Origin of the sequence: Leifsonia sp., from assembly GCF_051955155.1 — a bacterium.
Taxonomy (GTDB): domain Bacteria; phylum Actinomycetota; class Actinomycetes; order Actinomycetales; family Microbacteriaceae; genus Leifsonia.
Genome location: NZ_JBQCGZ010000156.1, coordinates 1 through 23470, shown reverse-complemented (window position 1 = coordinate 23470; position 23470 = coordinate 1). Strand labels below are relative to the sequence as shown.

Below are 23470 nucleotides of genomic sequence, written 5' to 3'. Positions count from 1 at the left end.
CTACCGTCGCAGCTCGAATGTGGTCGTGCCGATCTTGATCGGGGTGTCGAGCGGGACCTGGGTCGGGACTGTCACGCGCCGGCCGTCGAGGAACGTGCCGTTGGTGGAGTCGAGATCCTGGATCATCCACTCGTCGTTCCACAGGAGCAGGCGGGCGTGGTGGGTCGATGTGTAGTCGTCGCGGATGACCAGCCCCGACTCGCTGGATCGTCCGATGGTGATGGGGTCGCGGCCGAGCGCGAGCTCGGTCCCCGCGCGCGGACCGGAGGTGAGCACCAGGCGGCGCGCGGTCTGGACGCTGGCGTTCGAGCCGCCGGAGACGGTGTTCGCCCCGGAGGGGAGGGACGACACCGGGGCGTGCTGCATCACGGGGGCGGTGGGGCCGGCGCCTGCGGCTGCGGCGGGCGCCGGCGCCGCAGCCGGGAACGGCGAGGCCGGGGCCTGCGACTCCGGCAGCTTGCGCACGCGCTGGCCGAACAGGTCGGTGCGGAGCGCATAGATGATGCCGAAGACGAAGAGCCAGAGGAGCAGCAGGAAGCCGAACCTCAGGACCAGGAGCGTGAGTTCGCTGGGGTTCATGCGGGACCCCAGAAGTTGTCGCCCGCGGACGCGCGGGGGGCGGCAGAGGCCTGGGGGAGGACGCGGAAGACGATGCGGGTGCGGCCGATGGTGATGACGGAGTCGGGGTCGAGGATGGCCTTCTTGACCGGTTCCCCGTTGAGCTTCGAGCCGTTGGTGGAGCCGAGATCCTCCACCTGGGCGCGGGCGCCGTCCCAGGTGATCATGACGTGCCGGCGCGAGATGCCGGTGTCGTCCACGGTGATGTCGGCGTCGCTGCCGCGGCCGATGACGGTCCGCGAGCGCGAGAGCGGGTAGTGGCGGCCGTCGATGTCGAGGACGGGGGTCCAGGCGACGTCGCCCTTTACGTTCTCCGAGTCGACCTGCAGCATGCCGACGGACAGGTCGCCGTCCTCCTGCAGCTCGATCGAGATGCCGCCCGCGAACTGGTAGTGCTGGCCGGCGGCGTGCTTCTGCACGAAGGTGACGAGCTCGTCGGTCAGCGCTGCGCCCATCGAGCGCATCCGCTGGTAGTCGGCGCCCGACATCCGCAGCACGAAACGGTTGGGCGCGAGCACCCGGTCGCGCGAGACGACGGCGGCCTTGGTGTCCATCTCCTTGCGGAGCGCGCTCGTGAGCTCGACAGGCTGCAGCCCGGAACGGAAGGTCTTCGCGAACGCGCCGTTGACGGCGCGCTCGAGCCCCCGCTCGAAGTTGTCCAGTATGCCCACAGTCTCCCGCTCCCGGCTTGCCAGCTACATGCATGTTAGTCGGATCACTTGGAAAGGCACCCACGGCCCCTGCGTATCGGGTGAAGATCCGACGCGGGGATGACGCCGCCGATTCGTGAACCGCGCCGCCGTCGTGTTACTCTTCCTTGGTTCGCGCGAGTGGCGGAATTGGCAGACGCGCTGGCTTCAGGTGCCAGTGCCCGCAAGGGCGTGGGGGTTCAAGTCCCCCCTCGCGCACGAGAACAGACATCGACCCCTGACCCCTGGGAATCCTCGCGGGTCAGGGGTCGATGTGCGTTGTTGCGCATCGTGGTGGTTCCCGGGCTTATAGGCCAAGAGGAATGGACGGGTCGGGTGTGTCAGGGGTGTCCTGCCCAGCCGCATCTGTGCCAGAGGCCTTCGTCGGCGCTGAGGCCGGTGTCGTAGAGGGCTGGGCCGAGGGGTTCTTGCGGTGCGTCGACGGGTGCTGGTGACGCGCTTGTGAGCGCGGTCGATGGGGATCTCGTGCACGAGCAGGCGTCGCTACTCTGCGGCGAGCATGCGGGAGACGGGGAGCCGGCGAAGCAGTACAGCAGGGAACAGAGCGGCAAGGCTGCACGCGAGTGTGGCAATGGCTATTGCAGCAACTGCGGTAGCTAAGCCAGCACCGATCGGCGCACCGATCACTGCCCCGATTGTGACGATGGCCGAGACTGCGCCCACGGCAGCACCGATCGCACCGATGAGAGCGTTCTGCACGGTGAGGCTGAGGGCCAGCTTCTTGTCGTGCCAGCCGATGGCGCGCAGGGTGGCGAAAGAGGCTTTGTCGTCCATCACCGCCAGCGTGGTGACGGTTACGACGGCGGTGAGACCGAGCAGCGAGAGGATGACGATGGCTGCGATGTCTGGTCCGCGTACGTGAAGTGCAACGGCGTCGCCGAGGAACGACCCGACGACGGCGCCGTTGAAGGACTGCACGATCATGCTCATGGCGACGGCGCATGCTGTCGCCAGCCCAACCGCGATCGCTGCCACCGTCGCCCGCCCGCGCCGTCGTGCACCGAGCAGCAAGGCGAGCGATGCGACGCCGCGAAGCCGAACGGTGCCCCGGAACGCGTGCCGAGTCGGGCGGGGGCGGAACGCGTCTGCTGGGGCGATGCGGCCTACAGCTGCCGCGGCGATGATGCCAGGAAGGAGAGCAAGCGCCACACCCAACGGCACGGCGAGGAGGACCTGCCACCAGGTGAGGACGATCCCGAGTGCCATCGCAATGGGAACGGCAACGAGTGCGCCCAGTACGCCGGCAGCGAAGCCCACCACAATCAGTTCGAGGCTGAGGAGCCGGCTGATCTGCGATGTGGTCCAGCCGATCGCGGAGAGTGTCCCCAGCTGTGTTCTCCGGGCGGCGACGGAAGCCGCCGAGATGAGCGCGATCGTGAGCGCGGAGGACACGAGGATGAGAATAAAGAGGACGAGGCTCTTGATGTCGAGGGCGTCGCTGATGGTGACGGCCACACCCTTTTTCGTCCACAGCTCGGTGACGTGCAGTGTGGGTGTGCCTGCCGCCGAGGCGGGCAGATCGAGGGTGCGGTTCTCCAGAGAAGCCCCGATAGTGATATCGACATCCAACCCGGTTTTTCCTTGGATCCTCTCCGCTGTCAGCCGGATCTTCTCGCGGGCGACAGCGTCGAGTCCGTGAATGCCACCGACTCGGACGCGGACGCTGGAAACCGGGGCGTCATGGTCGAGGCCGCTGAACGACTTCCACAACGCGGGCAGCGCCTTCATCGGGACCAGGAGCGCGGGAGGGGACTGAAGGTACCCGGTGGGGTTCAGGTCCGAGCGCAACGGCTTGCCACCGAGGACGGTCTTCGAGGCGCTGTCTGCACCACTCACCGTTGGGGCCCGGTAGGTCTCCAGGGGGACTTCGTTGTAGCTGGAGGACTGCGAGACCTTTGCTGGATCGTATGACCCCACCACGTTGAATGCGATGAACGTGCTTTGATCGGTGCGCACCTTCGAGGCCAGATTCCGGTAGCCGGTGTCGACGATGCTCGACGGGGCGGGGAGAAAGGCTCCACTGTGGCTGCGCCACGCATCGGCATCGAACGGGACCGGCTTCGGTTGTAACGGGGCTGAGCCGGAGTAGGTAACGTCGCCGGGTTGAAGGATTTGTTCAAGGAGCAAGCTCTGGTCGACGCCGGCGCCCGCGGTCTCGGCCGCTGTCTGCTGGTAAAGATCGGCCGCGTCGTGCGTTGTTTGGGCCACTGATCGAGAAGGTGCTGCGTCAAGCACGAGCTGGGCTCGCTTTCCGGGATCGGTGGTGGCGAGCACCTGGTCGGCGGTGGCGTCGGAAAGTTCGTCCACTCGCACTGTCGCCTGGTAGTCCATCGGCAGCTGGGAGGCCATGACCGCAGTGACGGCCGTGACAGGCGCAGGGCCGGACTGGTCGAGAGCGGAGCCGTCGGCTTCAGCGAGCATCCGTCCCGACACCATCGCTGAACTCAACCCTGTGAGTGCTTCCTCCGCTGCCGGGTCGACTGCCTCGACGGTCAGGGGGATATCGATGGACACCTCGACCCGAGGTGGTTGGTCCCCGGCCCCTACGGCGCTCCAGCATCGCTCTTGGAAGGCAGTGGCAGGGCTTGTGGCTGGACCGCCGGCGTCGGAGGCCAGGCATGCTGTCACGTTCGTCCCGCCACGGTTCTCCGCCAGTTCGGCGCTGTCGGGCTGGGTGGGTGCTCTGGGGTTGTCGACCGTGGTGAGCGGTTGCCGGGTGAGGTAGAGGTATCCGTTCTGGTTGGTGGTGGTGGCGCTGCCGTTGCGGGCGGCTCCGGTCACACCGAATCGGATCATGGCGTGATCGCGATTGCCGAGGACCTGCGAGACATCGACCGGGACCAGGATGTTGCGCATCACCTGGCCGACCACCGCGACCGGTGCGGCCACCTGGACGCCCGGCAGCTGAGCGATCTGCTTGACCTGGTTGTCGGTGATGCCGCCGTACTCGGTCGCGAGGAAGTTCGGGCGGACCGACCCGTCCGACTGCTCCTCGGCTGTCTGAGCGCCGTGTGGTCGCACCAGGATGTCGTAGGTGGACCGGTAGTTGTCGTTGACGGTTTCGGTCACCGTTAACTGCTGGGTCGAGACGGTGCCTGTCAAGACGAGGAAGCTTCCGACAGCGACGAGGACCGCTGCTGCCGCGGCCAAGGTCCGCGGCCAGGCCACCCGCAGTTGAACCAAGGCCAGCCTGAGCAGGCCGCTCATTGACCGAACCCTGCGAGGACCGCTTCTACCCGGCCGTCTTGGACCTCGACCACACGGCCGCAATGGGCGGCGACTCGCATGTCGTGGGTGGCGATAATGAGCGTGGCCGCGAACGCTCGCTGGACTTCGGTGAGAAGCTCCAGAATCTCCGCGGCTGACGCGGAGTCCAGATTCCCGGTGGGTTCATCGGCCAGAATCAGGGTCGGCTCGACGACCAGGGCACGTGCGATCGCAACCCGCTGCTGTTGTCCGCCGGAAAGCTGCTCGGGCCGGGCGTCGGCGCGGTCAGCTAAGCCGACAGCAGCAAGCATGTGCATTGCCCGCTTTGTGCGCTCACGCGCGTTGGCGTGGAACACCAGGGGGGCGGCCACATTGTCCACGGCGGACAGCGCCGGCAGCAGGTGGAACTTCTGGAATACGAATCCGACTCGGGCGCGATAGTCGGCCAACTGCTTACGTCCATACGCGGTGATCGTCTCGCCACCGACGGTGATCGTTCCTTGGTCCGGGACGTCGATCGCGCCAAGCAGGTGCAGCAGAGTCGACTTTCCCGATCCGGAGGCTCCGACCACCGCGGTAAGTGAGCCGGCTTCAAACTCGAACGTCACATCATTGACGGCTCGTAGCTCTGAACCATCCCCCAACCGGTACCGCTTTGTCACGCCCTCTAGCCGTGCACCGACCGCCACAACCAAGCCCCCTCGCTTCGTGGTCATTCCATCCGCGGCACAGGTCCAGTATGGACCAGGCGGTGTATTGAATGCAAGATCCATCACTTCACTCGTGCGGGCCTCGGGCGATGGGGCACTCCGTGCGATTCCGGAACACAGACCTTTGGTTGCGTCATTGAGTTGGCCCGCCGCGCATCACTCCCCGCGCGGCTCCATCACTGCAATCAACACCGACCCCACGCCGCCAAGGTCCCGCCAGTCAATCGCTTATCGAAACAACCTGCCTGGGCACTACATCTAGCTGTGGTTCCCGAGGAGGTTGTGAACGTTCTGGTTGACCCTCCTCCTAGGGGAGAGGGGAAGCTGGTCTCATGTTGAAGATCGGCGAGTTCGCAGGGTTGACCGGGTTGAGCGTGAAGGCTCTTCGTCACTACGACGAGATTGGCGCGCTTGTCCCTGCGGACGTGGATGACCGTTCCGCCTACCGACTGTATGGCGAGAGTCAGGTGCGGGCCGGTGTGGTGATTCGCGCTCTCCGGGATGCCGAGGTGCCGTTGCCTGCGGTATCCGCTGCAATCTCGGGCGGGGAGGCCGCTCAAGCGCTCGAGACTCATCGGGTCCGCGTCCTCGAACAACGGGAACGAGAGGATCCGCGTTCCTCGAGGCCGGATCCGCCTCATACGCACTTGCAGCTCAAAAGCCCAAAGCGTAGACGCTGCTGGACTGTACGCATGAGGCCCGTTTTAAAAACGTACGCAATCCGATGCTGCTACTGAACTCGCCACCCGCGGGGACTGGTTCCCGCGCAAACCCACCGAAACCGCCCATATCCGCTGGAACGCTGTTCCTGGTCTTTCCGAACGAGTGGATTGGGGCGGTGCATGGGCGCGGGTCGTCGGAGCTGGGCGCGGTGGCGGAGGAACAGCGCGCGCAGTGCTGCCGCCGTGATCGCAGGCGCGCTGGTGTGGCTGCTGGTCGCGGTGACCGGGCCGGTTCCGCCCGCGCAAGCCGCGCCCGGCGACTTCTCGGTCGACGACGACGCCGCGGCAAGCGGGGAGATCTTCCAGCTGCGCGGGCTCGAGAGCCTCCTCGAGGGCGGCCTGATCGACTACGGGAAGACCTTCGCCAGCTTCCCCGGTCACCCGGGACCGGACTGGTTCCAGAACAACCTCGACGGATTCTGGGAGAACCCGGACGACGCCCCCATCCTCCAGCTTCCCAACCTCAGCCTGCCGCTGCTGCAGCTGCTGAACCTCGGCGACGCCTCCGGGCTCGGCAGCTACGCATCGGCGCAGACCTGCGACTATGCCAGGGCCTCCTCCGGTTTCGTGCTCGAGAACGGCGGTATCGACTTCGGCGCCGTCGGCACGGCCGAGGGTGCGGAGAACGCCTACATCGACTTCGCCAACCTCTGGGACTTCGTCGGCCCTCTGTCACCGGGACTCGACGCGCTGCTGAGCGAGTTCCGGATCGAGTTCGGTGCGCTCGCCGCCGACGCGATCGCCGAGGACGGCCAGTTCAGCTCCGACTACACGGTCGGCGACCTCATCATCGACCTGAAGAGCCCCGCGGTCGGCGGAGTCACGCAACTGCTGGGCGGCGCCGTCGACGGCCTCGCCGGGCCCGCGCTCGACGGTCTGATCGGCAGCGGAGGCGCCCTCGAGAGCCTCGCCAAGGCGCTGGCCGGCGCCCTGGAGCTGGGGATCATCGGGCTCTCGGTCGGGACGCTGGGCGGGAGCAGTATCGACGTCAACGCCCTCGCCATCAACGGTCTCGACTCCTTCGGGACGGATCTCGTCCAGACCCTCCTGACCGAGCCGCTCTCCAACGCGGACGGATCGGTCACGATCACGCTGAGGGACGGGTCTCTGCACTTCGACTTGGCCGGCCTGCTCGTGGAAGCCGGCTACGCGAACGGCCTCAACGATCTGCCGCCGAACTTCGACGTCCTCTCCCCGGCGATGATCACCGCGATCCAGGCCGGCATCACGGACGCGCTCGTCGGAACCAGCCCGAACAGCCTGTTCTCCAAGCTGAACGCGGTGATCGAGAGCGCGCTGCTCGACCTGGAGGTCGTCATCGACCTGCACGCGCTCCTCAAGCCGCCGGTGCTGCCCTGGCCGAGCGCAGAAGGCGCCATCGTGATTCGCGGAACCCTGGGTCAGTTCCTCGACCCCGGCAGCCACGGCGAGCCGACGATCGATACCGATCTCGACGTGCTGGGCGTGAACCTGAGCGTGCTCACCGACATCCTCGCCGATGTGCTGGCCAGTGTCGTCGCGAGTTCCGGCACCGCCGTCCTCGCCGCCATCGCCGCCATCACGAACGGGCTGCAACCGGCGCTGAACGCGATCACGGCCACGGTCGCCGGGACACTGGCGCCCGTGCTCAGCGTGCTCAACTGGCTCGTGAACATCCGCATCAACGAGCAGCCCACCGAGCCGCTGTTTGTGCCGGGCAACCCGCCGATCGACCCCCAGCACGGAGACCTCGGACCCGGCAGCTTCACGGTGCGGGCGCTGTCGTTCACGCTGCTCCCGCTGGTCTTCGACCTGCTCAAGCTGGACTTCGCCTCCGCGTCGGTCAAGGGCACCGCGGAGTGCGAACCGGTCGACATTTTCCTGCAGAAGCTCGGGCTCAACGTCGATGACGAGTGGGGCGGTATGAACGGCTCCTCGTGGGAGCTGCGCAGCAACGTGGTCACGGACGGCGTCGACGCCCCCGGCGACGTCGTCGTGCGCTCCGGCGACACGGGAGCGGGCGGGGCGCCCGCCTGGCAGCCGGTCCCCGGCCAGGCCGGCGTCTCGCACCTCTCCGGTCTCGAGCCCGGCACCTACTGGCTCACCGAGACATCGGCGCCGGACGGCTTCAGCCTGCTCGCCGAGCCCGTGCGCATCCTCGTCACGAGCGACGGCGCGGTGCGACTGGGCGTCGACCAGGGCTCCGGCGGGACGGTGACCGCCGGCTGGGGACGCGACCTCGCCCACCTCGGGATCGACGACGGCTCGCCGCTCTGGGACAGCGCGGTCGTCCAGGTGCGCGACGTTCCGGCGGTCCAGCTGCCGGCGAGCGGCGGGAGCGGTCTCGCCGCGGTCTGGTGGGCCTCAGCCGCGCTCGTCGCGCTGGCGGCCGCGTCCTGGCTGCTCTGGAACAGGCGCTCGAGAAGGGAGACGGCCATGTAGCCGCTCCGCTGCCGGGGCCGCACGCCGCCGCCGGCAGAACCACCCGCAACGAATCCCGCACACCCACTCGAAAGGAACACCATGAGTGAACTGACCACCCACGCGGCCGACGACCGCGTCACGACACGAAGAGGACGGTGGCTGGCGGCGACCGCGCTCGCCGCGACCGCGCTGCTCGGCTTCGGGACGGCGCCGGCGCTCGCCGCGACGACCGTGGACGGCGACACCCCGGTCTCGCTGACCGTTCACAAGTTCATCAGCGACCGTCAGGGCGCAGACGGAGGCGACGGCACCCTCATCCCGGACACCTCGGGCATGGGGACACCGGCCCCCGGTGTCGAGTTCAGTGTCCAGAAGGTGACCGCCGCCGACCTGCTCGACCTCACGACGAACGACGGCTGGCAGTACGCCCAGGAGCTCTCGGGAGCCTTCAACGGCACGCCAGGCGGCGTCGGCGCGCTGACCAGCACGCCGATCGGCCCGAACGCCGATCTCGCCTCTCTCGGCGCTGCGGTGACCGGGACGACCGGCGCCGACGGCACGGTGACCTTCCCGGACGGCCAGCTCGACGGCGTCGGCCTCTACCTGGTGACGGAAAACCCGGCCACCGCGCCCCAGGGCGCCGTGCCCGCTGCGCCGTTCCTGGTCACCCTGCCGATCACGACGAAGGCGAGCGAGTGGCTTTACGACGTGCACGTGTATCCCAAGAACCTCAAGCAGACCTTCGAGAAGGAGGTGTCGAGCGAGCTGCCCGCCGTCGGCGATGAGGTGGTCTACACGCTTTCCGGCGGCATCAGCACGAGCGCGGGCGACTACGAGTACTACCGGATCGTGGACGGCCTGCACCCGCTGCTGACCTACGCGGGCGACAACGGCGTCGGTGTGCGGGTCGTCGACCCGGCCACCGGCAGCACCATCGCCACGCTGCAGCCCGGCCAGGACTACGCGATCAGCCACCTGACCGACGCGGAGGCCGCCCAGGGTGGCCTCTCGGCCGCCGCCGGCACCGACTGGATCGCGATCGACCTGACCGCGTCCGGACTGGCGATCCTGAACGCCAACGACGGCATGCGGCTCGAGCTGACCCTGACCGCCGAGGTGAACGCCCTCGACCCGGAGCTCGAGATCGACGGCATCCCGCAGGAGGCGACCCTGTTCCCGAACGAGGACGCCTGGGACGGCCAGAACGGCACCCCCAGCGAGACCAACCCGACCCTGAAGTTCGGTGACATCACCCTGCTCAAGGCCGACAGCACCAGCGACACGATCACGCTCGCCGGCGCGACCTTCCAGATCTACGAGGTCGACCCGTCGCAGCCGGGCGCCCAGCCGCTGGTCTGGAACAACGACCCCGACTCGACCGACAACTCGAACCTGGTGGACTCGGTCACCTCCGACGCCGACGGCATCGTCGACATCAGCGGTCTCGCGTTGAGCAACTGGGACCCGAACGCGGGCGCCGAGGGCGACTGGATCGCCGACTCGTCGGAGTGGAAGGAATACTGGCTCGTGGAGACGGTCGCTCCGGACGACTACAGCCTGCTGGCCGAGCCGATCCGGTTCTTCGTGACCGGTGACGACGGCGTGCTGATCGACTTCACCACCGGTGACCTCGGCGGCGACCCGGACATGACGGTGAAGAACGTCAAGTTCAACGCCGGCTTCGCCCTGCCGCTCACGGGTGGGACCGGCCTGGCGCTCATCGTCGGCCTCGGTACTCTCCTCGTCGCGACCGGAGCTGTGCTGGTCATCGCGCGACGCCGCAAGGCCCGGCTCGATGAGGCGGCAGCCACCCTGTAACAGCGGACAGGGTCGGGCGGCCCTGGGATCCTGCACTGCGGGAGCCCAGGGCCGTTGCCGAGCCCGGACCGGAGAAGCGATGGTGGGCAGAACAGGCGAGCGGCGGGGGCCGTCGGCGCGGTTGTGGCGGCGCGCGATCGGCCGCTGGAGCTGGTCGCGGCTGCTCGTCGTTCTCGTCATCGTGGCGGCGCCGGCCGTGCTCAGCTACCCGGCGGCGGCAGAGTACTTCGACGCCCTACGCCGCGAGAATGCGGTCTCCGGCTACGTGGAGACCGCTGAAGGGCTGGGGGGAGCGCGCCGCAATGAGGAGCTCGAGGCCGCGCGAACGTACAACGAGAACCTCCCCAACGGCCCGCTGCGCGATCCGTACACCATCGACGCGAACGGCGACCCGGTGCCCATCGGCCTGGGCCGGCCGGTCTACGAGTCGACCCTCGCCGTGGGCGAGCGGGGCGTCATGGGCCGCCTCATCATCCCGGCTATCGACGTCGACCTTCCCATCTACCACGGCACAGACGACGCGACGCTCGACGCCGGGGTCGGCCACCTCTACGGCTCGGGACTTCCCGTCGGCGGCCCCGGTGTGCACTCGGTCCTGACCGCGCACTCCGGGGTGGTGGGCTCGCGGCTGTTCACGGACCTGCTGAAGGTCTCGATCGGGCAGACGTTCCAGCTCTCCGTCCTCGGCGAGCGGCTCAGCTACCGGGTCGAGACGATCGAGACCGTCGAACCGGACCAGCTGGATTCCCTTCGCCAGGTGCCGGACCGCGACCTGGTGACACTGGTGACCTGCACACCGATCGGCGTCAACACCCACCGACTCCTTGTCACCGGCAGCCGCATCCCCACCCCGGAGAGCGCGGACGACGCGGAGAGCCCGGAACTGGCCGGCGTCGCCGGGCCCGGGTTCCCCTGGTGGCCGTTCCCGACCCTGGGCGCGGGTCTGCTCGGGCTGGCGGTGACCCGTCCCCGTGCCCACCGGCCGGACGCTCGCGCCGCGCAGCAGCCGTTCATCGAGGTGACCTTCCGACGCCGCCGCACAGCGGAGTTCCGGATCTGGATGTCGCGCTGCCGCCGTGCTCTCGGCGCAGCGCCGCTCCTGCCGGCCGGGCATGATCGGGTCGGCGGTGTCTTCACGTGGTCGCTGCGCGACGAGCATGCGCACTCGCTCGCAGCGTCGGCGCGTGCCTTCCTCTCCTGGCAGGAGGCGGAGGCGCACGCGCTGCACTGCGTCCGGCTCGCCGAGACGATGGAGTACCGGACGGCCCTGGTCAACCGTCGCCGGGGCGTGTGGTTCGCGGGCGAGGACGCAGCGGACCCCGACCTGTTCCAGAGCGCTCCCGGCCCCGCCGGCGACTCAGGGACGAGCGCGCTGGCCGCGCTGTCGCGGTTGCGACGCGCGTCCGCCCCGCTTCCGCCACCCCGCCGGTCGCTGCGCGGGGGACGCGGGCGGGGCTGATCGGGCGAGCGCGAGCGAGCGATATTGACAGGCGCCTGTCAATTCGGCAGCATGGCGGCATGACTACCGCAGCTCTGCATCGCGTGATCGTCTCGGCGTCCGACCTGGGCGCGTCGCTGGCGCTCTACGCGGGGGTGCTCGGCCTTCCGGTCGAGCGCAGGACGGACGGATTCGCCTGGTTGCGGACCGCGGACGGGATCGAGCTCATGCTGCACGAGCGTCCCTCCACCTCCTCCGACGCGGCCGTCGCGGTGGCCTTCGCCGTTCCCGGCCTCGACGATGTCGTCGCCCGCTGGGTCGCGGCCGGCGGGACGGTGATCGACGCTCCCGAGTCTCAGCCGTGGGGCGAGCGGATGGCCGTGGTGCGCGACGCCGACGGGCACGTCGTCTGCCTGAGCGAGGCGTCGTGATCGAGCGGACCGACGAGGCGGGGGACCGGCTCACCGAGCTCGTCGACGAGGTGTTCCGGCTCTCCGACGCCCTCGCCAGGGCCGGCGACGCCATCGTGGCGGAAGAGGGGCTGAGCGCTTCCCGCTGGCGCACCCTCGGAGCCATCACCGCCGGCCCGCTGAGCGTCGCCGAGATTGCCAGAAGGCGCGGGATGCGCCGGCAGTCGGCGAGCGAGAGCGTCGCCCAGCTGGAGGCGGCAGGGCTCGTGATCCGCACGCCCGACCCGCGCGACGCCCGGGCGCCGCGGGTGTCGCTCACGGCCGCAGGACGAGAGACGCTGCGGCGCATCCGCCCGCGGCGGAAAGCCTGGGCGGCGCACACGGCGCGGATCGCGACCGTGGAGGAGCTGACGGCGGCGGTCGGGCTCGCCAGGCGGCTGCGCGCGGAACTGGAGGCCGCGGAACGCTGACCGGCACGCGGCGGGACCGTAGACTCGAGGCGTGTCCGAGGACGTCCCGGTGCTGAGCGACGCGCTCTTCGATGTCTTCGCGGGCGGCAGCTGGGTCTTCCTGCCCGCCCTTCCCGCGCGCGGTCTGGCGACGGAGCTGGAGGCGGACATCCTCGACGAGCAGTTCTCCTGGTGCGAGAACCCGCACCTCGGTCAGGGCGCCGGACTGCTGGTGCTCACGTCCGCCATGAACGGGTGGATGCTGCTGCACGGCGCGAGCGAGACCGTCGGCGGCGCGGCCGCGCTGCTCAGCGAGGAGCGCGACGTCTACCGGGCGATGATCGACGTGCGCCTGCCCGCGATGAGCTGGGCGTTCCTGGAGCGCGGCGCGCCGACCAGGAGCGTCTCGCTGGAGCTGGGCGACGACGGCGGACTCGTCTCACGGACGTCCGGGCACCCGCTGCCGTTCGAGGTGGATGGGATGCAGGCGCCGCGCACGTCGTCCGGACTCGACTCCTTCTTCTATCCCGTCGCGATCCTCGGCGAGCACGGCGTGACGATCGACGACCTGGAGCGCGCGCTCGACCGGCCGAGCGTCACGCTGCAGGTGGGCTGACGTCGTAGCGCAGGTACACGGTGCCGTTCTCGAAGACGCGCTGATCGCGCAGGGCCAGCTCGAGCCGCACGCCGAGGGGCAGCGCAGGGAGGCCGCCGCCGACCGACACCGGCGAGACGAACAGCTCCACCTGGGCGACGAGCCCGGCCCGGAACGCGGCGGCCGCGATCGTGGGGCCGCCGACCGCGACATCCGCATCGGACGCGTCCACCAACGAGCGCACCGCATCGGGCTCGAACACCCTCTCGAGCCGGGTCCGCGGCGTCCCGACCTCGGGGAGCGTCGCAGAATAGACCACCTTGTCGGCCGCCTGCCAGATGCCGGCGTAGTCGGCCACCACCTCGGAGTCGCGGTCGCCGGGGAGCTCCTGCCAGACCCGCATCGTCTCGTACATCCTGCGCCCGTACAGGTAGGTCCCGATGGGCCGCTGCCGGTCGTTGATGAACGCGTGTACCTCCTCGGAGGGCACCGTGAAGTCGAACGATCCGGAGGAGTCGACCGTGTAACCGTCCAACGAGGTGTTCGCCGTGTAGAGCAGAGCCATGGCTGGACTCTAGGACCGCGATCGGCCCGCGGCTAGTCCCGCGGGATCAGCCGTGGGGGAGGAGCGCGGCCAGCGCGTGCAGCTCGTTGCCGAAGATCATCGGGACGATGACGTCGAGCGCCAGTCCGATGCCGACGGTGAGCAGCGCGGCGCCGGCCGCGATGACGACGAGCACAGCGACCAGCCTCAGATAGGCGTTCCCCGCGAGCGACGCGAAAACCCCCCGGTTCCGCGCGACCCCCCGCAGCGGGATGCGGTGCTCCAGTGTCGTCATGTCCTTCCCCTTCTCTGGCCGATGCATCCAGTCAATCCCGCCGGGCCGGCCGGCACATCAACCCGTGGTCGGGAGCGGGTCATCCGTCGGTATGATTCGTCAGTCGAAGGGGGAACGATGAGACGACCGCTGTGGATCGCGCTGGTGGCCGGGGGGACGGCGCTGCTGCTCGCGCTCGGGGTCACCTCGTTCGTCCTGATGCTGCAGGCTAAGGCGGCCGCGGACCCGGCGCGGCTGGTGTCCGCCTATCTCACGCAGGTCCGCGACGGGCACATCGAGGCGGCCATGCGGATGGAGGGCAGGAAGCCGGACGCGAGCGAGCCGCTGCTCACCGACGCGGTCTACGCGAAGGCGACCGAGCGCCTCAGCGCCTTCCGCATCCTGCGCGTCCGCACGAGCGGCGACCGCGCGCTGGTCGACGTGCAGACGACGGCGGGCGGCGCGAGCGCGCGGTCGAGCCTGGAGCTGGCGAGCGAGGGCTGGACGCCGGGCGCCCTGCTCGGCGTCGTCGCGTGGCGGCTGAAGCCCGTCGAGCTGTCGATGATCGACCTGCACGTCGGCGCGCCCGGCAGCATCGCGGCGACGGTCGCCGGAGCGAAGGTCGACCCGGCACGGCATCCCGCGCTGCTGGCGTTCCCCGGGCGCTACGCCCTCGACGTGCCGACGGCGAGCCCCTTCTTCACGGTGAAGGGAGCGAGCGTCTCGGTCGCCGGCTTCCAGCAGCGCGAGGAGCTGAAGACGAGCGCGGAGCTCACGCAGAAGGGCAAGGACGCCGCTGTCGCCGCCGCGAACGCGTGGGTGCAGGCGTGCATGCAGGGCGGTCCGAAGCCGACGGGATGCTCGTTCGGGCTCACCGACGGCGCGACCGACGGCGAGGTCTGGACGAACCAGAAGTGGACGCTGTCGACGCAGCCGCAGGTCACCGTCCTGCCGTGGAGCGACGGCTGCGGTCTGCCGGGCCAGCGGGACGGCACCGGCTGCTGGCCGGTGAAGACCGCCTCGGCCGGAGCGGCGGACTTCTCAGCGGACTACAGCATCCCGGCGACGGGCGAGACCGGGACGATCACCTCGACGGCGCCGATCGAGGTCGACATCGAGGGCGGGGTCACCGGCTTCCGCGCCGACGGCGCGTTCTTCATCTCGGTGTTGTGGCACTGAGCGCGAGCGCGCACAGCGGTTCCGGCGCGGCCGGGATGCGGCCCTCGGTATCCGCGAGGCGCCGGGAGAGCTGCTGCCGCCGTCGCTCGAGCGTCGCGATCGCGGCATCCAGCTCCGCGATGCCGTCGCGGTAGGCCTCGACGGAGGCCGGGCACTCGTCGCTGCGCTCGTGGCCGGAGTGCAGGCATGCGATGAACGGTGCCGCCTTTCCCGGCGGGATGCCGGTCGCGGCGAGCTCCCGGATCTCGCGCACCGCGCGCAGCTCCTCCGCGCCGTAGTCGCGGTAGCCGTTCGCGAGGCGCTGCGGCAGGAGCAGGCCGAGCCGCTCGTAATAGCGCACCGCCTTGACCGTCACGCCCGCGCGCGCGGCCAGCTCGCTGATCTGCATACGGATCCTCCGCCGACAGCGTAAACCTTCCCCTGCGGGTCAGGGTCAACGCGCGCTACACTATTAGTTAGTGCCCTAATGAATCGAGGAGAGATGTCCGGACGCTTCGCGAGCTGGTACTCGCGCTGGAACGAGAAGCTCATCCGTGTCGCCGGTCCCGCGCAGCTCGGCGCCGGCCACCCGGAGGGACCCGATGTGCGCTCCGCGGCGTCCCCGTGCCCGATGTGCGGCCGGCCGATGACCGAGCACACCGTGCTGCGGCCCGGCGGTCAGCGCGACGCGACCCGCCTCGTGTGCCCGGAGGACGCGCGGGTCGCCTGAGTCCTACTCCGCGCGAACCGCAGCCGCGATGACCGCGCGCAGGCTCTCGCGCAGGCTGACCAGCTCGCTCGCGGGCAGCCCGAGCCGCTCGACGATACGCGGCGGGATGCTCTCCGCCTCGGCACGCAGCGCGTGGCCGGCATCGGTCAGCGTGACCTCCAGCGCCCGCTCGTCGGTGGTGCTGCGCCTGCGCTCGATGTAGCCGGTGGCCTCCAGCCGCTTCAGCAGCGGGGACAGCGTCGCCGGCTCCAGCTGGAGCGCGTCGCTCAGGTTCTTGACCGAGCGCGGCTCCGACTCCCAGAGCGCGAGCATCACCAGGTACTGCGGATGTGTCAGCTGCAGCGGTTCGAGCACCGGCCGGTACAGCGCGATGACGCTGCGCGCGGCCACGGCGAGGCCGAAGCAGACCTGATTCTCCAGGGCGAGCAGATCATCGGACACGATGGTCATTCTAGGCGCGGCCATCGTCAGTGATCGTCGGTCCTGCGCTGCTCGATCCGCTCGCCGGTGGCCGGGTCGATCGTGTCCCGCGTCGTCACGGTCCTGGTGCGCTTGCGGAACGCCAGGATCAGCGACAGGACGAAGACGACGAGCCCCGCGCCCATCAGGATGTAACCGGTGATCTTGAGGTCGATCCAGCTGACCTCGACGTTCAGAGCGAACGCCAGGATCAGCCCGACCACGAAGATGAAGATCCCGCTTCCGATGCCCATCGCGCCCCTCCCCGTCCGGTGGCGCTCAGGCTACCCCGCGCACCCATCGGATGGCACGGGGCAATTCGGCTCACTCGGCGCGGGAGAACTCCGACGCGCGTGCCACCTGGTCGGCGGTCAGGGCGACGCCGGTGTAGCGCTCGAACTGGCGCGCGGCCTGCAGGGCGATCACCTCGGCGCCGGTGATGAGCGTCTTGCCCGCGGCGCGGCCGGCGGCGACGAGCGGGGTCTCCGCCGGGAAGGCGACGACGTCGAAGACCGTGTCGGCGCGTGCGATGTGCGCGTCGGAGAACGCCTGCGTCCGCTCCTCGGAGCCGCGCATCCCGAGCGGTGTCACGTTGACGATCACGTCGTGCGCGGGCGCGGGCTCGTCGGCCAGCCAGCGGTAGCCGTACTTCTCGGCGAGGGCAGGACCGGCGTGCTCGTTGCGGGCGAGCACGGTGACGTCCTCGAAGCCGGTGCCGCGGAAGGCGGCGACGACGGCCTTGGCCATCCCGCCGGAGCCGCGCACGAGGACGCTCTTCCCGGTGTCGACGCTGTGCTCGGTCAGCAGCTGGGCGACCGCCTCGTAGTCGGTGTTCGAGGCGGTCAGCAGGCCGTCCTCGTTGACGACGGTGTTGACCGACTCGATCGCGAGCGCGGACGGCTCCAGGTTGTCGACCAGCGGGATGATGGCCTCCTTGAACGGCATGGAGACGGAGCAGCCGCGGAAGCCGAGCGCCCGGATACCGCGCACGGCGCCCTCCAGGTCGTCCGTGGTGAAGGCCTTGTAGACGAAGTTCAGGCCGAGCTCGTCGTAGAGGAAGTTGTGGAAGCGCGTGCCGATGTTGCTCGGGCGACCGGCGAGGGAGATGCAGACCTGCATGTCCTTGTTCAGGATGGGCATGCGTCCATTCTCGCCCGGACCGGCCGCGGGATCAGCCCTCGGCGCCGGCCACGACCGTCCCGATGCCGAGCGCGGCGAGCACGCCGGCCGAGACCCGCTCCAGCGTCCGGGTCACGCGCGGGCGGCGGAGCCAGGCGACCAGGCGCGACGCGAGCACCGTGACGACGACGAGGTAGAGCCCGCCGACCACCGCATCCACCGCCCCGAGCAGCATCGTCTCGCCGAAGCCGGCGTGCGCGGACACGAACTGCGGAACGACGGCGAGGAAGAACAGGCCGACCTTGGGGTTGAGCATCGTGGAGAGCAGGCCGGCGACCAGGCTCGACGAGGAACGCCTGCGCGGCTCGGGGACCGCCGCCTCGCCCTGCTGCTCGCGGCGCGCGCTGCGCCGGGTCGCGAGGAACGCCATGACGCCGAGGTAGAGCAAGTAGAGGCCGCCGACGATCTTGACGATCCGGAACAGCTCCGCCGACTGCTCGAGCAGCGCGGCGAGGCCGACGGCGACGAGCGCCGCCCACACCAGCGAGCCGATCGCGCAGCCCGCGGCGGCGGCGAAACCGTCTCGCGCCCTGCCCATGCTGTACCGCAGCACGAGGAACGTGTCCGGGCCCGGCGTGAGCGCCAGCACCAGGCACAGTCCGGCGAACGCCAGGATCGAGAGGGCCGTCATGCGACGATCCTAGGTGCGCTCAGTCCAACTCGTCCAAGCGGACGGAGGCGGAGGGGCCGGCCGGGTCGACGAGCAGGCCGGCGTAACCGTCCTCCGCGGCGACCTGGGCGACCTGGGCGACGCTCGTCCCGCGCGCGGTCAGCTCGGGCGACCAGGCGAAGACCTCGGCGGGGGAGGTGAAGACGGGATGCAGGAGCGTCCCGTCGTCGCCGACGGCCGAGGGGACGGCGCCCTGGGCCGCATCGACGCCGACGTAGACGACCGAGCTCCCGGCCAGGAGGGCGAGGAACTCCGGCCACGGCAGGTCCCGGTCGACGAGCGCGTTCTTGAGGGCGGCGTTGCGGCCGGGCTCGTCGGTTACCTGGCCGCGCAGCTCGTCGCTGTACGCGATGAGCAGCGCGTCGTCGCCGGGGTCGAGCGCCAGGCCGTCCGCGCGGGACATCGCCTCGGCCAGCACCGACCAGGCGGGCTGGGCGAGGGACAGGAAGCGCTCGCCGCGGCGGTAGGCCGCGAGGCGCTCGTTGCTCGTGAACGCGACGAGCAGCTCCTTGCCTGCGGCATCCACCTGCTTGCCGAGCGCCAGCGTGTCGCCCTGCTGGAAGCCGGCGTCCGGGTCGGCGAAGGTGGAGGCGCTGATGTCCAGCAGCAGCTCGCCGGCGACGCACTGGCGCAGCACATTGGAGAACGTGCGCGCGTCCTTGCCCGCCGCCCACGCCTCCAGCGCGGTCTGGACGGGCAGGTTTCGCACGAGTCGTTCGCTCATGCGATCAGTATGCCCGCGCACGGTTACGTTCACAGCTTGACGCCATGCGGCCCGATCGTTCACTCTTGTCGCTATGACCGCCACCGTGGGACCCCACTCCCGTGGCGCACGCAATCCCGGGTCTCAGGGCGCCCTCCGGCACCTGAACCAGGAGCGGATCGTCGAGTTCCTGCTCGCCAACGGCTCCTCGACCCAGGCCGAGCTGGCGCGCGGAACGGGCCTGTCCACCGCCACCGTCTCGAACATCGTCCGGGACCTGGCGGCGAAGGGCGTCGTGGCGACGAGCCCGGTGACCTCGAGCGGCCGCCGGGCCCTGCTCGTGCAGCTCACGGACACCGGGGATGTCGCGGTCGGCGTCGACTTCGGCCGCAGGCACGTCCGCATCGTGCTCTGCACCCTCGGCTACGAGGTGATCGCGGAGGACGAGATGCCGCTCGCGCTCGGCTACGACGTGGGCGGGGCGGTCCGGGAGGCGTCGGCGCTGCTGGACAGGATGCTCGCGGCGGGCAACCACGACCGGCAGTCGGTGCTCGCGGTGGGCATCGGCATCCCCGGCCCGATCGACAGGAGGACGGGGACGGTCCTGCAGGGCGCGATCCTGCCGGAGTGGGTCGGCGTCAACCTGCGCGACCTCGAGAACGCGTTCCGGTTCCCGGTGCTGGTGGACAACGACGCGAACCTCGGCGCGCTCGCCGAGGTGACCTGGGGCGCGAACCGCGGGGTCAGGAACCTGATCTTCGTGAAGATCGGCACGGGCATCGGCTCCGGTCTGATCCTGAACGGGCTGCCCTATTACGGCTCGCTCGGGATCACGGGCGAACTCGGCCACACTCCGGTCGCGGAGCACGGCGTGATCTGCCGCTGTGGCAACCGCGGCTGCCTGGAGACGATCGCGTCGACCACCGTCATGATCGACTCGCTGTCGCACGGGACGAGCACGCCGGTGAGCACGGCCGACATCCTGCGCAGGGGGATCGAACGCGACCCCGCCGTGCTGCGGGTGGTCGGCGACGCCGGGACGGCGATCGGCCAGGCGATCGGCAACATCGCCAACATCATCAACCCCGAGCTGGTGCTGATCGGCGGCCCGCTGGTGGGGCTGGGGGAGTCGCTGCTCGGGCCGATCCGGAACGGCATCCAGCACAACGCCATCCCGGTGATCGCCGAGACGACGGCCGTGCGCATCTCCTCGCTCGGCGATCGGGCGGAGTCGCTGGGGGCCGCTGCCCTCGTCATCCAGGGCGCCCTCGCGGGCCGGGAGTAGCGCTTCCCGCAACCGCGCGTACCATCGCGGTCGTTTGTTATCGTTCCGTTGTCTTCAACATTTGACGCCAAGACGGAATTTAGCGTTTACTACTTAGGCGCATAACGCGCAGCAGTGCAACACAGCCCGATTCCAGCACACCAAGGAGCGACGATGTCGTCGAATGCAGTCATCCTGCAGATGCGCACGATCACCAAGGAGTTCCCGGGGGTCAAGGCGCTCGAGGATGTCTCCCTCACCGTCCACGCCAACGAGATCCACGCGATCTGCGGCGAGAACGGCGCAGGCAAGTCCACCCTCATGAAGGTCCTCTCGGGGGTCTACCCCTACGGGACGTACAGCGGGGACATCGTCTACCAGGGCGAGGTCATGCGCTTCAGGGACATCAAGTCCTCCGAGCAGCAGGGCATCGTGATCATCCACCAGGAGCTCGCCCTCATCCCCGAGCTGTCGATCACCGAGAACATCTTCCTCGGCAACGAGCCGGGACGCGGCGGCGTCATCAACTGGAGCGAGGCCAAGCGCCGCGCGGTCGAGCTGCTCGCGCGCGTCGGCCTCTCCGACGATCCGGACACCCAGATCAAGAACATCGGCGTCGGCAAGCAGCAGCTCGTCGAGATCGCCAAGGCGCTCAACAAGGACGTCAAGCTGCTCATCCTCGACGAGCCCACCGCGGCGCTCAACGAGGCGGAGTCCGCCCACCTGCTCGACCTCATCGTCGGCCTCAAGCACAAGGGCGTCAGCTCGATCATCATCAGCCACAAGCTCAACGAGATCGAGCGCGTCGCCGACGAGATCACGATCATCCGCGACGGCCGCACGATCGAGACCCTCGACGTGAAGGCCGACGGCGTGGACGAGGACCGCATCATCCGCGGGATGGTCGGCCGCACCCTGGAGAGCCGCTTCCCGGAGCGCACGCCCAACATCGGCGAGGTCTTCTTCGAGGTGCGCAACTGGGTCGTCCAGCACCCCCAGGTGCCGGAGCGCCTCGTCGTCAAGGACTCCAGCTTCTCCGTGCGCCGCGGCGAGATCGTCGGCTTCGCCGGCCTCATGGGCGCCGGCCGCACCGAGCTCGCGATGAGCGTCTTCGGCCGCTCCTACGGCACCTACGTCTCCGGCGAGATCTACAAGGACGGCCGGCAGATCCAGGTGCGCACCGTCTCCGAGGCGATCGACAACGGGCTGGCCTACGTGAGCGAGGACCGCAAGGTGCTCGGCCTCAACCTGCTCGACGACATCAAGCAGTCGATCGTCGCCGCCAAGCTCACCAAGATCTCCTCCCGCGGCGTCGTCAACGACCTCAAGGAGCACGCGGTCGCGGAGGAGTACCGGAAGAACCTGCGCATCAAGACCCCGGACGTCGACCGCGGTGTCAGCACGCTGTCCGGCGGCAACCAGCAGAAGGTCGTCCTGGCGAAGTGGATGTTCACCGACCCGGACATCCTGATCCTCGACGAGCCGACGCGCGGCATCGACGTCGGCGCGAAGTTCGAGATCTACGGGATCATCCAGCAGCTCGCCGCGCAGGGCAAGGGCGTCATCGTCATCTCGTCCGAGCTGCCGGAGCTGCTCGGCATCTCCGACCGGATCTACACCATCTTCGAGGGGCAGATCACCAACGAGCTTCCGATCGCGGAGGCCACCCCCGAGACCCTCCTGAAAAGCATGACATCGGCCAAGAAGAAGGCAACCCACTGATGACCACACAGATCGAAGAGAAGAAGAAGTCGGGCGGCATCCGCGACCTCGGCAAGATGTTCGGCGGCGGCCAGTCCACGGGACGCCAGTTCGGCATCCTCGGTGCGCTCGTCGTCATCGTCCTGCTGTTCGAGGCCCTCACCGGCGGCACGACCCTCCAGCCCGTCAACCTGATCAACCTCGTCAACCAGAACGCCTACGTGCTGGTGCTGGCGATCGGCATGGTCATGGTCATCATCGCCGGGCACATCGACCTGTCCGTCGGATCGGTCGCGGCCGTCGTCGGCATCATCGTCGCCCAGGCCATGAACGTCTGGAACCTGCCCTGGCCGCTCGCCATCGTGCTCGGCCTCGTCGTCGGCGCGGTCATCGGCGCCTGGCAGGGCTGGTGGGTCGCCTACGTCGGCGTCCCCGCGTTCATCGTGACGCTGGCCGGCATGCTCATCTTCCGCGGCCTGAACCAGCTGATCGGAAACGCGAACACCATCCCGGTGCCGGACGGCTTCACCTTCATCGGCGGTGGCTTCCTGCCCGAGTGGGGCCCGAACACGGGCTACAACAACTCCACGCTGCTCCTCGGCCTGATCATCGCGGTCGTCATCGCTCTGCTCGAGGTCCGCACCCGCCGCAACCAGACCACGATGGGGTCCGAGAAGGCGCCGCTCTGGGTGAGCGTGTTCAAGGTCGTCGTCCTCGACGCGATCGTGATCTACTTCACGTTCCTGTTCGCGGGCGGCCGCGTCGGCACCTCGTTCCCCGTCGCCGGCATCATCCTCGGCGTGCTGATCATCCTCTACTCGTTCATCACCCGCAGCACGATCTTCGGCCGCCACATCTACGCGGTCGGCGGCAACTCGCACGCGGCCGAGCTGTCCGGCGTGAAGATCAAGCGCGTCAACTTCTTCGTGATGATGAACATGTCCGTGCTCGCGGCGCTGGCCGGCATGATCGCGGTTGCCCGCTCGGTCTCCTCCGGTCCGCAGGACGGCCTCGGCTGGGAGCTGGACGCGATCGCCGCCGTCTTCATCGGTGGCGCGGCGGTCTCCGGCGGTATCGGAACCGTCGCCGGCTCGATCGTCGGTGGTCTGGTCATCGCCGTGCTGAACAACGGCCTCCAGCTGCTCGGCGTCACCAGCGACTGGGTGCAGATCATCAAGGGCCTCGTGCTGCTGGTGGCCGTCGGCGTCGACGTCTACTCGCACCGCCGCGGCGGTCCGTCCCTGATCGGCCGGCTCCTCGGCGGCGGACGCAAGCGCGAGACGGCGGCCGACGCCGCCGGCGCTGAGCAGCCCGCCGTCGTCCCCACCGCCGACCCCGCCGAGGACTCCTCGCGGTCGCTGACCAACTGAACTCCACATCCCCCTGCACCATCCACAGAGAAGAAAGAGATAAGAATGCGCAAGATCGCACTCGCGACAGTGGCTGTCGCAGCTGCCGCCGCGCTCGCCCTGTCGGGCTGCTCGAGCCGTGACGGCTCGTCCGGCTCCTCGACGGCGTCCGGCTTCGCCAAGGACGCGTCGATCGGCGTCGCCCTCCCGACCAAGACGTCGGAGAACTGGGTGCTCGCCGGTGGCCTGTTCGAGAACGGGCTGAAGGAGGCGGGCTTCAAGGGCGACGTCCAGTACGCCGGTGGCTCGGGCGTCTCCGACCAGCAGTCGCAGATCCAGTCGATGATCACCAACGGCGC

Annotated in this window: 24 protein-coding genes, 1 tRNA gene and 1 pseudogene; 14 read left to right on the top strand and 12 right to left on the bottom strand. The window is 69.2% G+C overall.

Annotated elements, in window-relative coordinates; translation table 11 throughout:
- Both ACTHMF_RS16855 and ACTHMF_RS16850 read right to left on the bottom strand, forming a co-directional pair.
- Window positions 1–579 (bottom strand): FHA domain-containing protein FhaB/FipA, encoded by a 579-nt coding sequence (locus tag ACTHMF_RS16855; protein WP_314146193.1) that lies wholly within the window; start codon window positions 577–579, stop codon window positions 1–3.
- Window positions 576–1289, bottom strand: a complete 714-nt coding sequence (locus tag ACTHMF_RS16850; protein ID WP_440319191.1) for an FhaA domain-containing protein — start codon at window positions 1287–1289, stop codon at window positions 576–578. The genes ACTHMF_RS16855 and ACTHMF_RS16850 overlap by 4 nt, the downstream gene beginning before the upstream one ends.
- Before the next feature lie 153 nt (window positions 1290–1442).
- Here ACTHMF_RS16850 and ACTHMF_RS16845 point away from each other — a divergent pair.
- A tRNA-Leu gene (locus ACTHMF_RS16845) sits at window positions 1443–1526 on the top strand.
- Window positions 1527–1811: 285 nt separating this feature from the next.
- Here ACTHMF_RS16845 and ACTHMF_RS16840 read toward each other — a convergent pair.
- On the bottom strand, window positions 1812–4535 hold the full coding sequence (locus ACTHMF_RS16840; RefSeq protein ID WP_440319189.1) for an FtsX-like permease family protein: 2724 nt from the start codon (window positions 4533–4535) through the stop codon (window positions 1812–1814).
- Window positions 4532–5143: an ABC transporter ATP-binding protein gene (locus ACTHMF_RS16835; protein ID WP_440319187.1), complete on the bottom strand. Its 612-nt coding sequence runs from the start codon at window positions 5141–5143 to the stop codon at window positions 4532–4534. Before ACTHMF_RS16835 ends, ACTHMF_RS16840 begins: the two co-directional genes overlap by 4 nt.
- A gap of 434 nt (window positions 5144–5577) precedes the next feature.
- On the opposite strand from ACTHMF_RS16835, the gene ACTHMF_RS16830 reads away from it, so the two are divergent.
- The 7 genes from ACTHMF_RS16830 to ACTHMF_RS16800 all read left to right on the top strand — a co-directional run bounded on the left by ACTHMF_RS16830 (window position 5578) and on the right by ACTHMF_RS16800 (window position 13101).
- Entirely contained in the window at window positions 5578–5982 is a 405-nt protein-coding gene (locus ACTHMF_RS16830) for a MerR family DNA-binding transcriptional regulator (RefSeq protein ID WP_440319185.1), read from the top strand.
- Between the two features lie 168 nt (window positions 5983–6150).
- On the top strand, window positions 6151–8388 hold the full coding sequence (locus ACTHMF_RS16825) for a choice-of-anchor G family protein (RefSeq protein ID WP_440319184.1): 2238 nt from the start codon (window positions 6151–6153) through the stop codon (window positions 8386–8388).
- Between the two features lie 81 nt (window positions 8389–8469).
- On the top strand, window positions 8470–10188 hold the full coding sequence (locus ACTHMF_RS16820) for a SpaH/EbpB family LPXTG-anchored major pilin (RefSeq protein ID WP_440319183.1): 1719 nt from the start codon (window positions 8470–8472) through the stop codon (window positions 10186–10188).
- A gap of 79 nt (window positions 10189–10267) precedes the next feature.
- Window positions 10268–11647: a class C sortase gene (locus ACTHMF_RS16815; RefSeq protein ID WP_440319181.1), complete on the top strand. Its 1380-nt coding sequence runs from the start codon at window positions 10268–10270 to the stop codon at window positions 11645–11647.
- 59 nt (window positions 11648–11706) lie between these two features.
- On the top strand, window positions 11707–12057 hold the full coding sequence (locus ACTHMF_RS16810) for a VOC family protein (protein ID WP_314146203.1): 351 nt from the start codon (window positions 11707–11709) through the stop codon (window positions 12055–12057).
- Window positions 12054–12506, top strand: a complete 453-nt coding sequence (locus ACTHMF_RS16805) for a MarR family winged helix-turn-helix transcriptional regulator (RefSeq protein WP_440319179.1) — start codon at window positions 12054–12056, stop codon at window positions 12504–12506. Before ACTHMF_RS16810 ends, ACTHMF_RS16805 begins: the two co-directional genes overlap by 4 nt.
- A gap of 31 nt (window positions 12507–12537) precedes the next feature.
- Window positions 12538–13101, top strand: coding sequence for a hypothetical protein (locus ACTHMF_RS16800; RefSeq protein ID WP_314146205.1), 564 nt, complete (start codon window positions 12538–12540; stop codon window positions 13099–13101).
- Here ACTHMF_RS16800 and ACTHMF_RS16795 read toward each other — a convergent pair.
- Both ACTHMF_RS16795 and ACTHMF_RS16790 read right to left on the bottom strand, forming a co-directional pair.
- The gene (locus ACTHMF_RS16795) at window positions 13082–13645 is read right to left on the bottom strand and encodes a dihydrofolate reductase family protein (protein WP_440319177.1); all 564 of its coding nucleotides are present in this window, start codon (window positions 13643–13645) and stop codon (window positions 13082–13084) included. The genes ACTHMF_RS16800 and ACTHMF_RS16795 overlap by 20 nt on opposite strands.
- Before the next feature lie 46 nt (window positions 13646–13691).
- Entirely contained in the window at window positions 13692–13919 is a 228-nt protein-coding gene (locus ACTHMF_RS16790) for a hypothetical protein (protein ID WP_440319175.1), read from the bottom strand.
- 117 nt (window positions 13920–14036) lie between these two features.
- On the opposite strand from ACTHMF_RS16790, the gene ACTHMF_RS16785 reads away from it, so the two are divergent.
- On the top strand, window positions 14037–15077 hold the full coding sequence (locus ACTHMF_RS16785; protein WP_440319173.1) for a hypothetical protein: 1041 nt from the start codon (window positions 14037–14039) through the stop codon (window positions 15075–15077).
- Here the strand turns inward: ACTHMF_RS16785 and ACTHMF_RS16780 are convergent.
- Complete coding sequence (locus tag ACTHMF_RS16780) at window positions 15055–15465, bottom strand: MerR family transcriptional regulator (protein ID WP_440319171.1); 411 nt, start codon at window positions 15463–15465, stop codon at window positions 15055–15057. The genes ACTHMF_RS16785 and ACTHMF_RS16780 overlap by 23 nt on opposite strands.
- Window positions 15466–15558: 93 nt before the next feature.
- Between ACTHMF_RS16780 and ACTHMF_RS16775 the strand changes: the two genes are divergently transcribed.
- A complete protein-coding gene (locus tag ACTHMF_RS16775; protein ID WP_314146210.1) occupies window positions 15559–15786 on the top strand; it encodes a hypothetical protein in 228 nt (75 codons plus the stop codon).
- Between the two features lie 3 nt (window positions 15787–15789).
- Here ACTHMF_RS16775 and ACTHMF_RS16770 read toward each other — a convergent pair whose 3' ends face one another.
- From ACTHMF_RS16770 to ACTHMF_RS16750, 5 genes are all read right to left on the bottom strand, one after another.
- Entirely contained in the window at window positions 15790–16227 is a 438-nt protein-coding gene (locus ACTHMF_RS16770; protein WP_440319168.1) for a MarR family winged helix-turn-helix transcriptional regulator, read from the bottom strand.
- A 26-nt stretch (window positions 16228–16253) separates the two neighbouring features.
- Complete coding sequence (locus tag ACTHMF_RS16765) at window positions 16254–16499, bottom strand: DUF6458 family protein (protein ID WP_314146212.1); 246 nt, start codon at window positions 16497–16499, stop codon at window positions 16254–16256.
- 70 nt (window positions 16500–16569) lie between these two features.
- On the bottom strand, window positions 16570–17385 hold the full coding sequence (locus ACTHMF_RS16760) for a shikimate 5-dehydrogenase (protein ID WP_440319166.1): 816 nt from the start codon (window positions 17383–17385) through the stop codon (window positions 16570–16572).
- A gap of 31 nt (window positions 17386–17416) precedes the next feature.
- Entirely contained in the window at window positions 17417–18055 is a 639-nt protein-coding gene (locus tag ACTHMF_RS16755) for a LysE family translocator (protein WP_440319164.1), read from the bottom strand.
- A 19-nt stretch (window positions 18056–18074) separates the two neighbouring features.
- Window positions 18075–18818, bottom strand: coding sequence for an SseB family protein (locus tag ACTHMF_RS16750; protein ID WP_440319162.1), 744 nt, complete (start codon window positions 18816–18818; stop codon window positions 18075–18077).
- Window positions 18819–18891: 73 nt separating this feature from the next.
- Between ACTHMF_RS16750 and ACTHMF_RS16745 the strand changes: the two genes are divergently transcribed.
- The 4 genes and pseudogenes from ACTHMF_RS16745 to ACTHMF_RS16730 all read left to right on the top strand — a co-directional run.
- A complete protein-coding gene (locus ACTHMF_RS16745; protein WP_440319161.1) occupies window positions 18892–20082 on the top strand; it encodes an ROK family transcriptional regulator in 1191 nt (396 codons plus the stop codon).
- 153 nt (window positions 20083–20235) lie between these two features.
- Window positions 20236–21783: a multiple monosaccharide ABC transporter ATP-binding protein gene (mmsA, locus tag ACTHMF_RS16740; RefSeq protein ID WP_440319159.1), complete on the top strand. Its 1548-nt coding sequence runs from the start codon at window positions 20236–20238 to the stop codon at window positions 21781–21783.
- On the top strand, window positions 21783–23132 hold the full coding sequence (mmsB, locus tag ACTHMF_RS16735; RefSeq protein ID WP_440319158.1) for a multiple monosaccharide ABC transporter permease: 1350 nt from the start codon (window positions 21783–21785) through the stop codon (window positions 23130–23132). Before mmsA ends, mmsB begins: the two co-directional genes overlap by 1 nt.
- A 45-nt stretch (window positions 23133–23177) precedes the next feature.
- A pseudogene (locus tag ACTHMF_RS16730) lies at window positions 23178–23470 on the top strand (sugar ABC transporter substrate-binding protein); the annotation flags it as partial.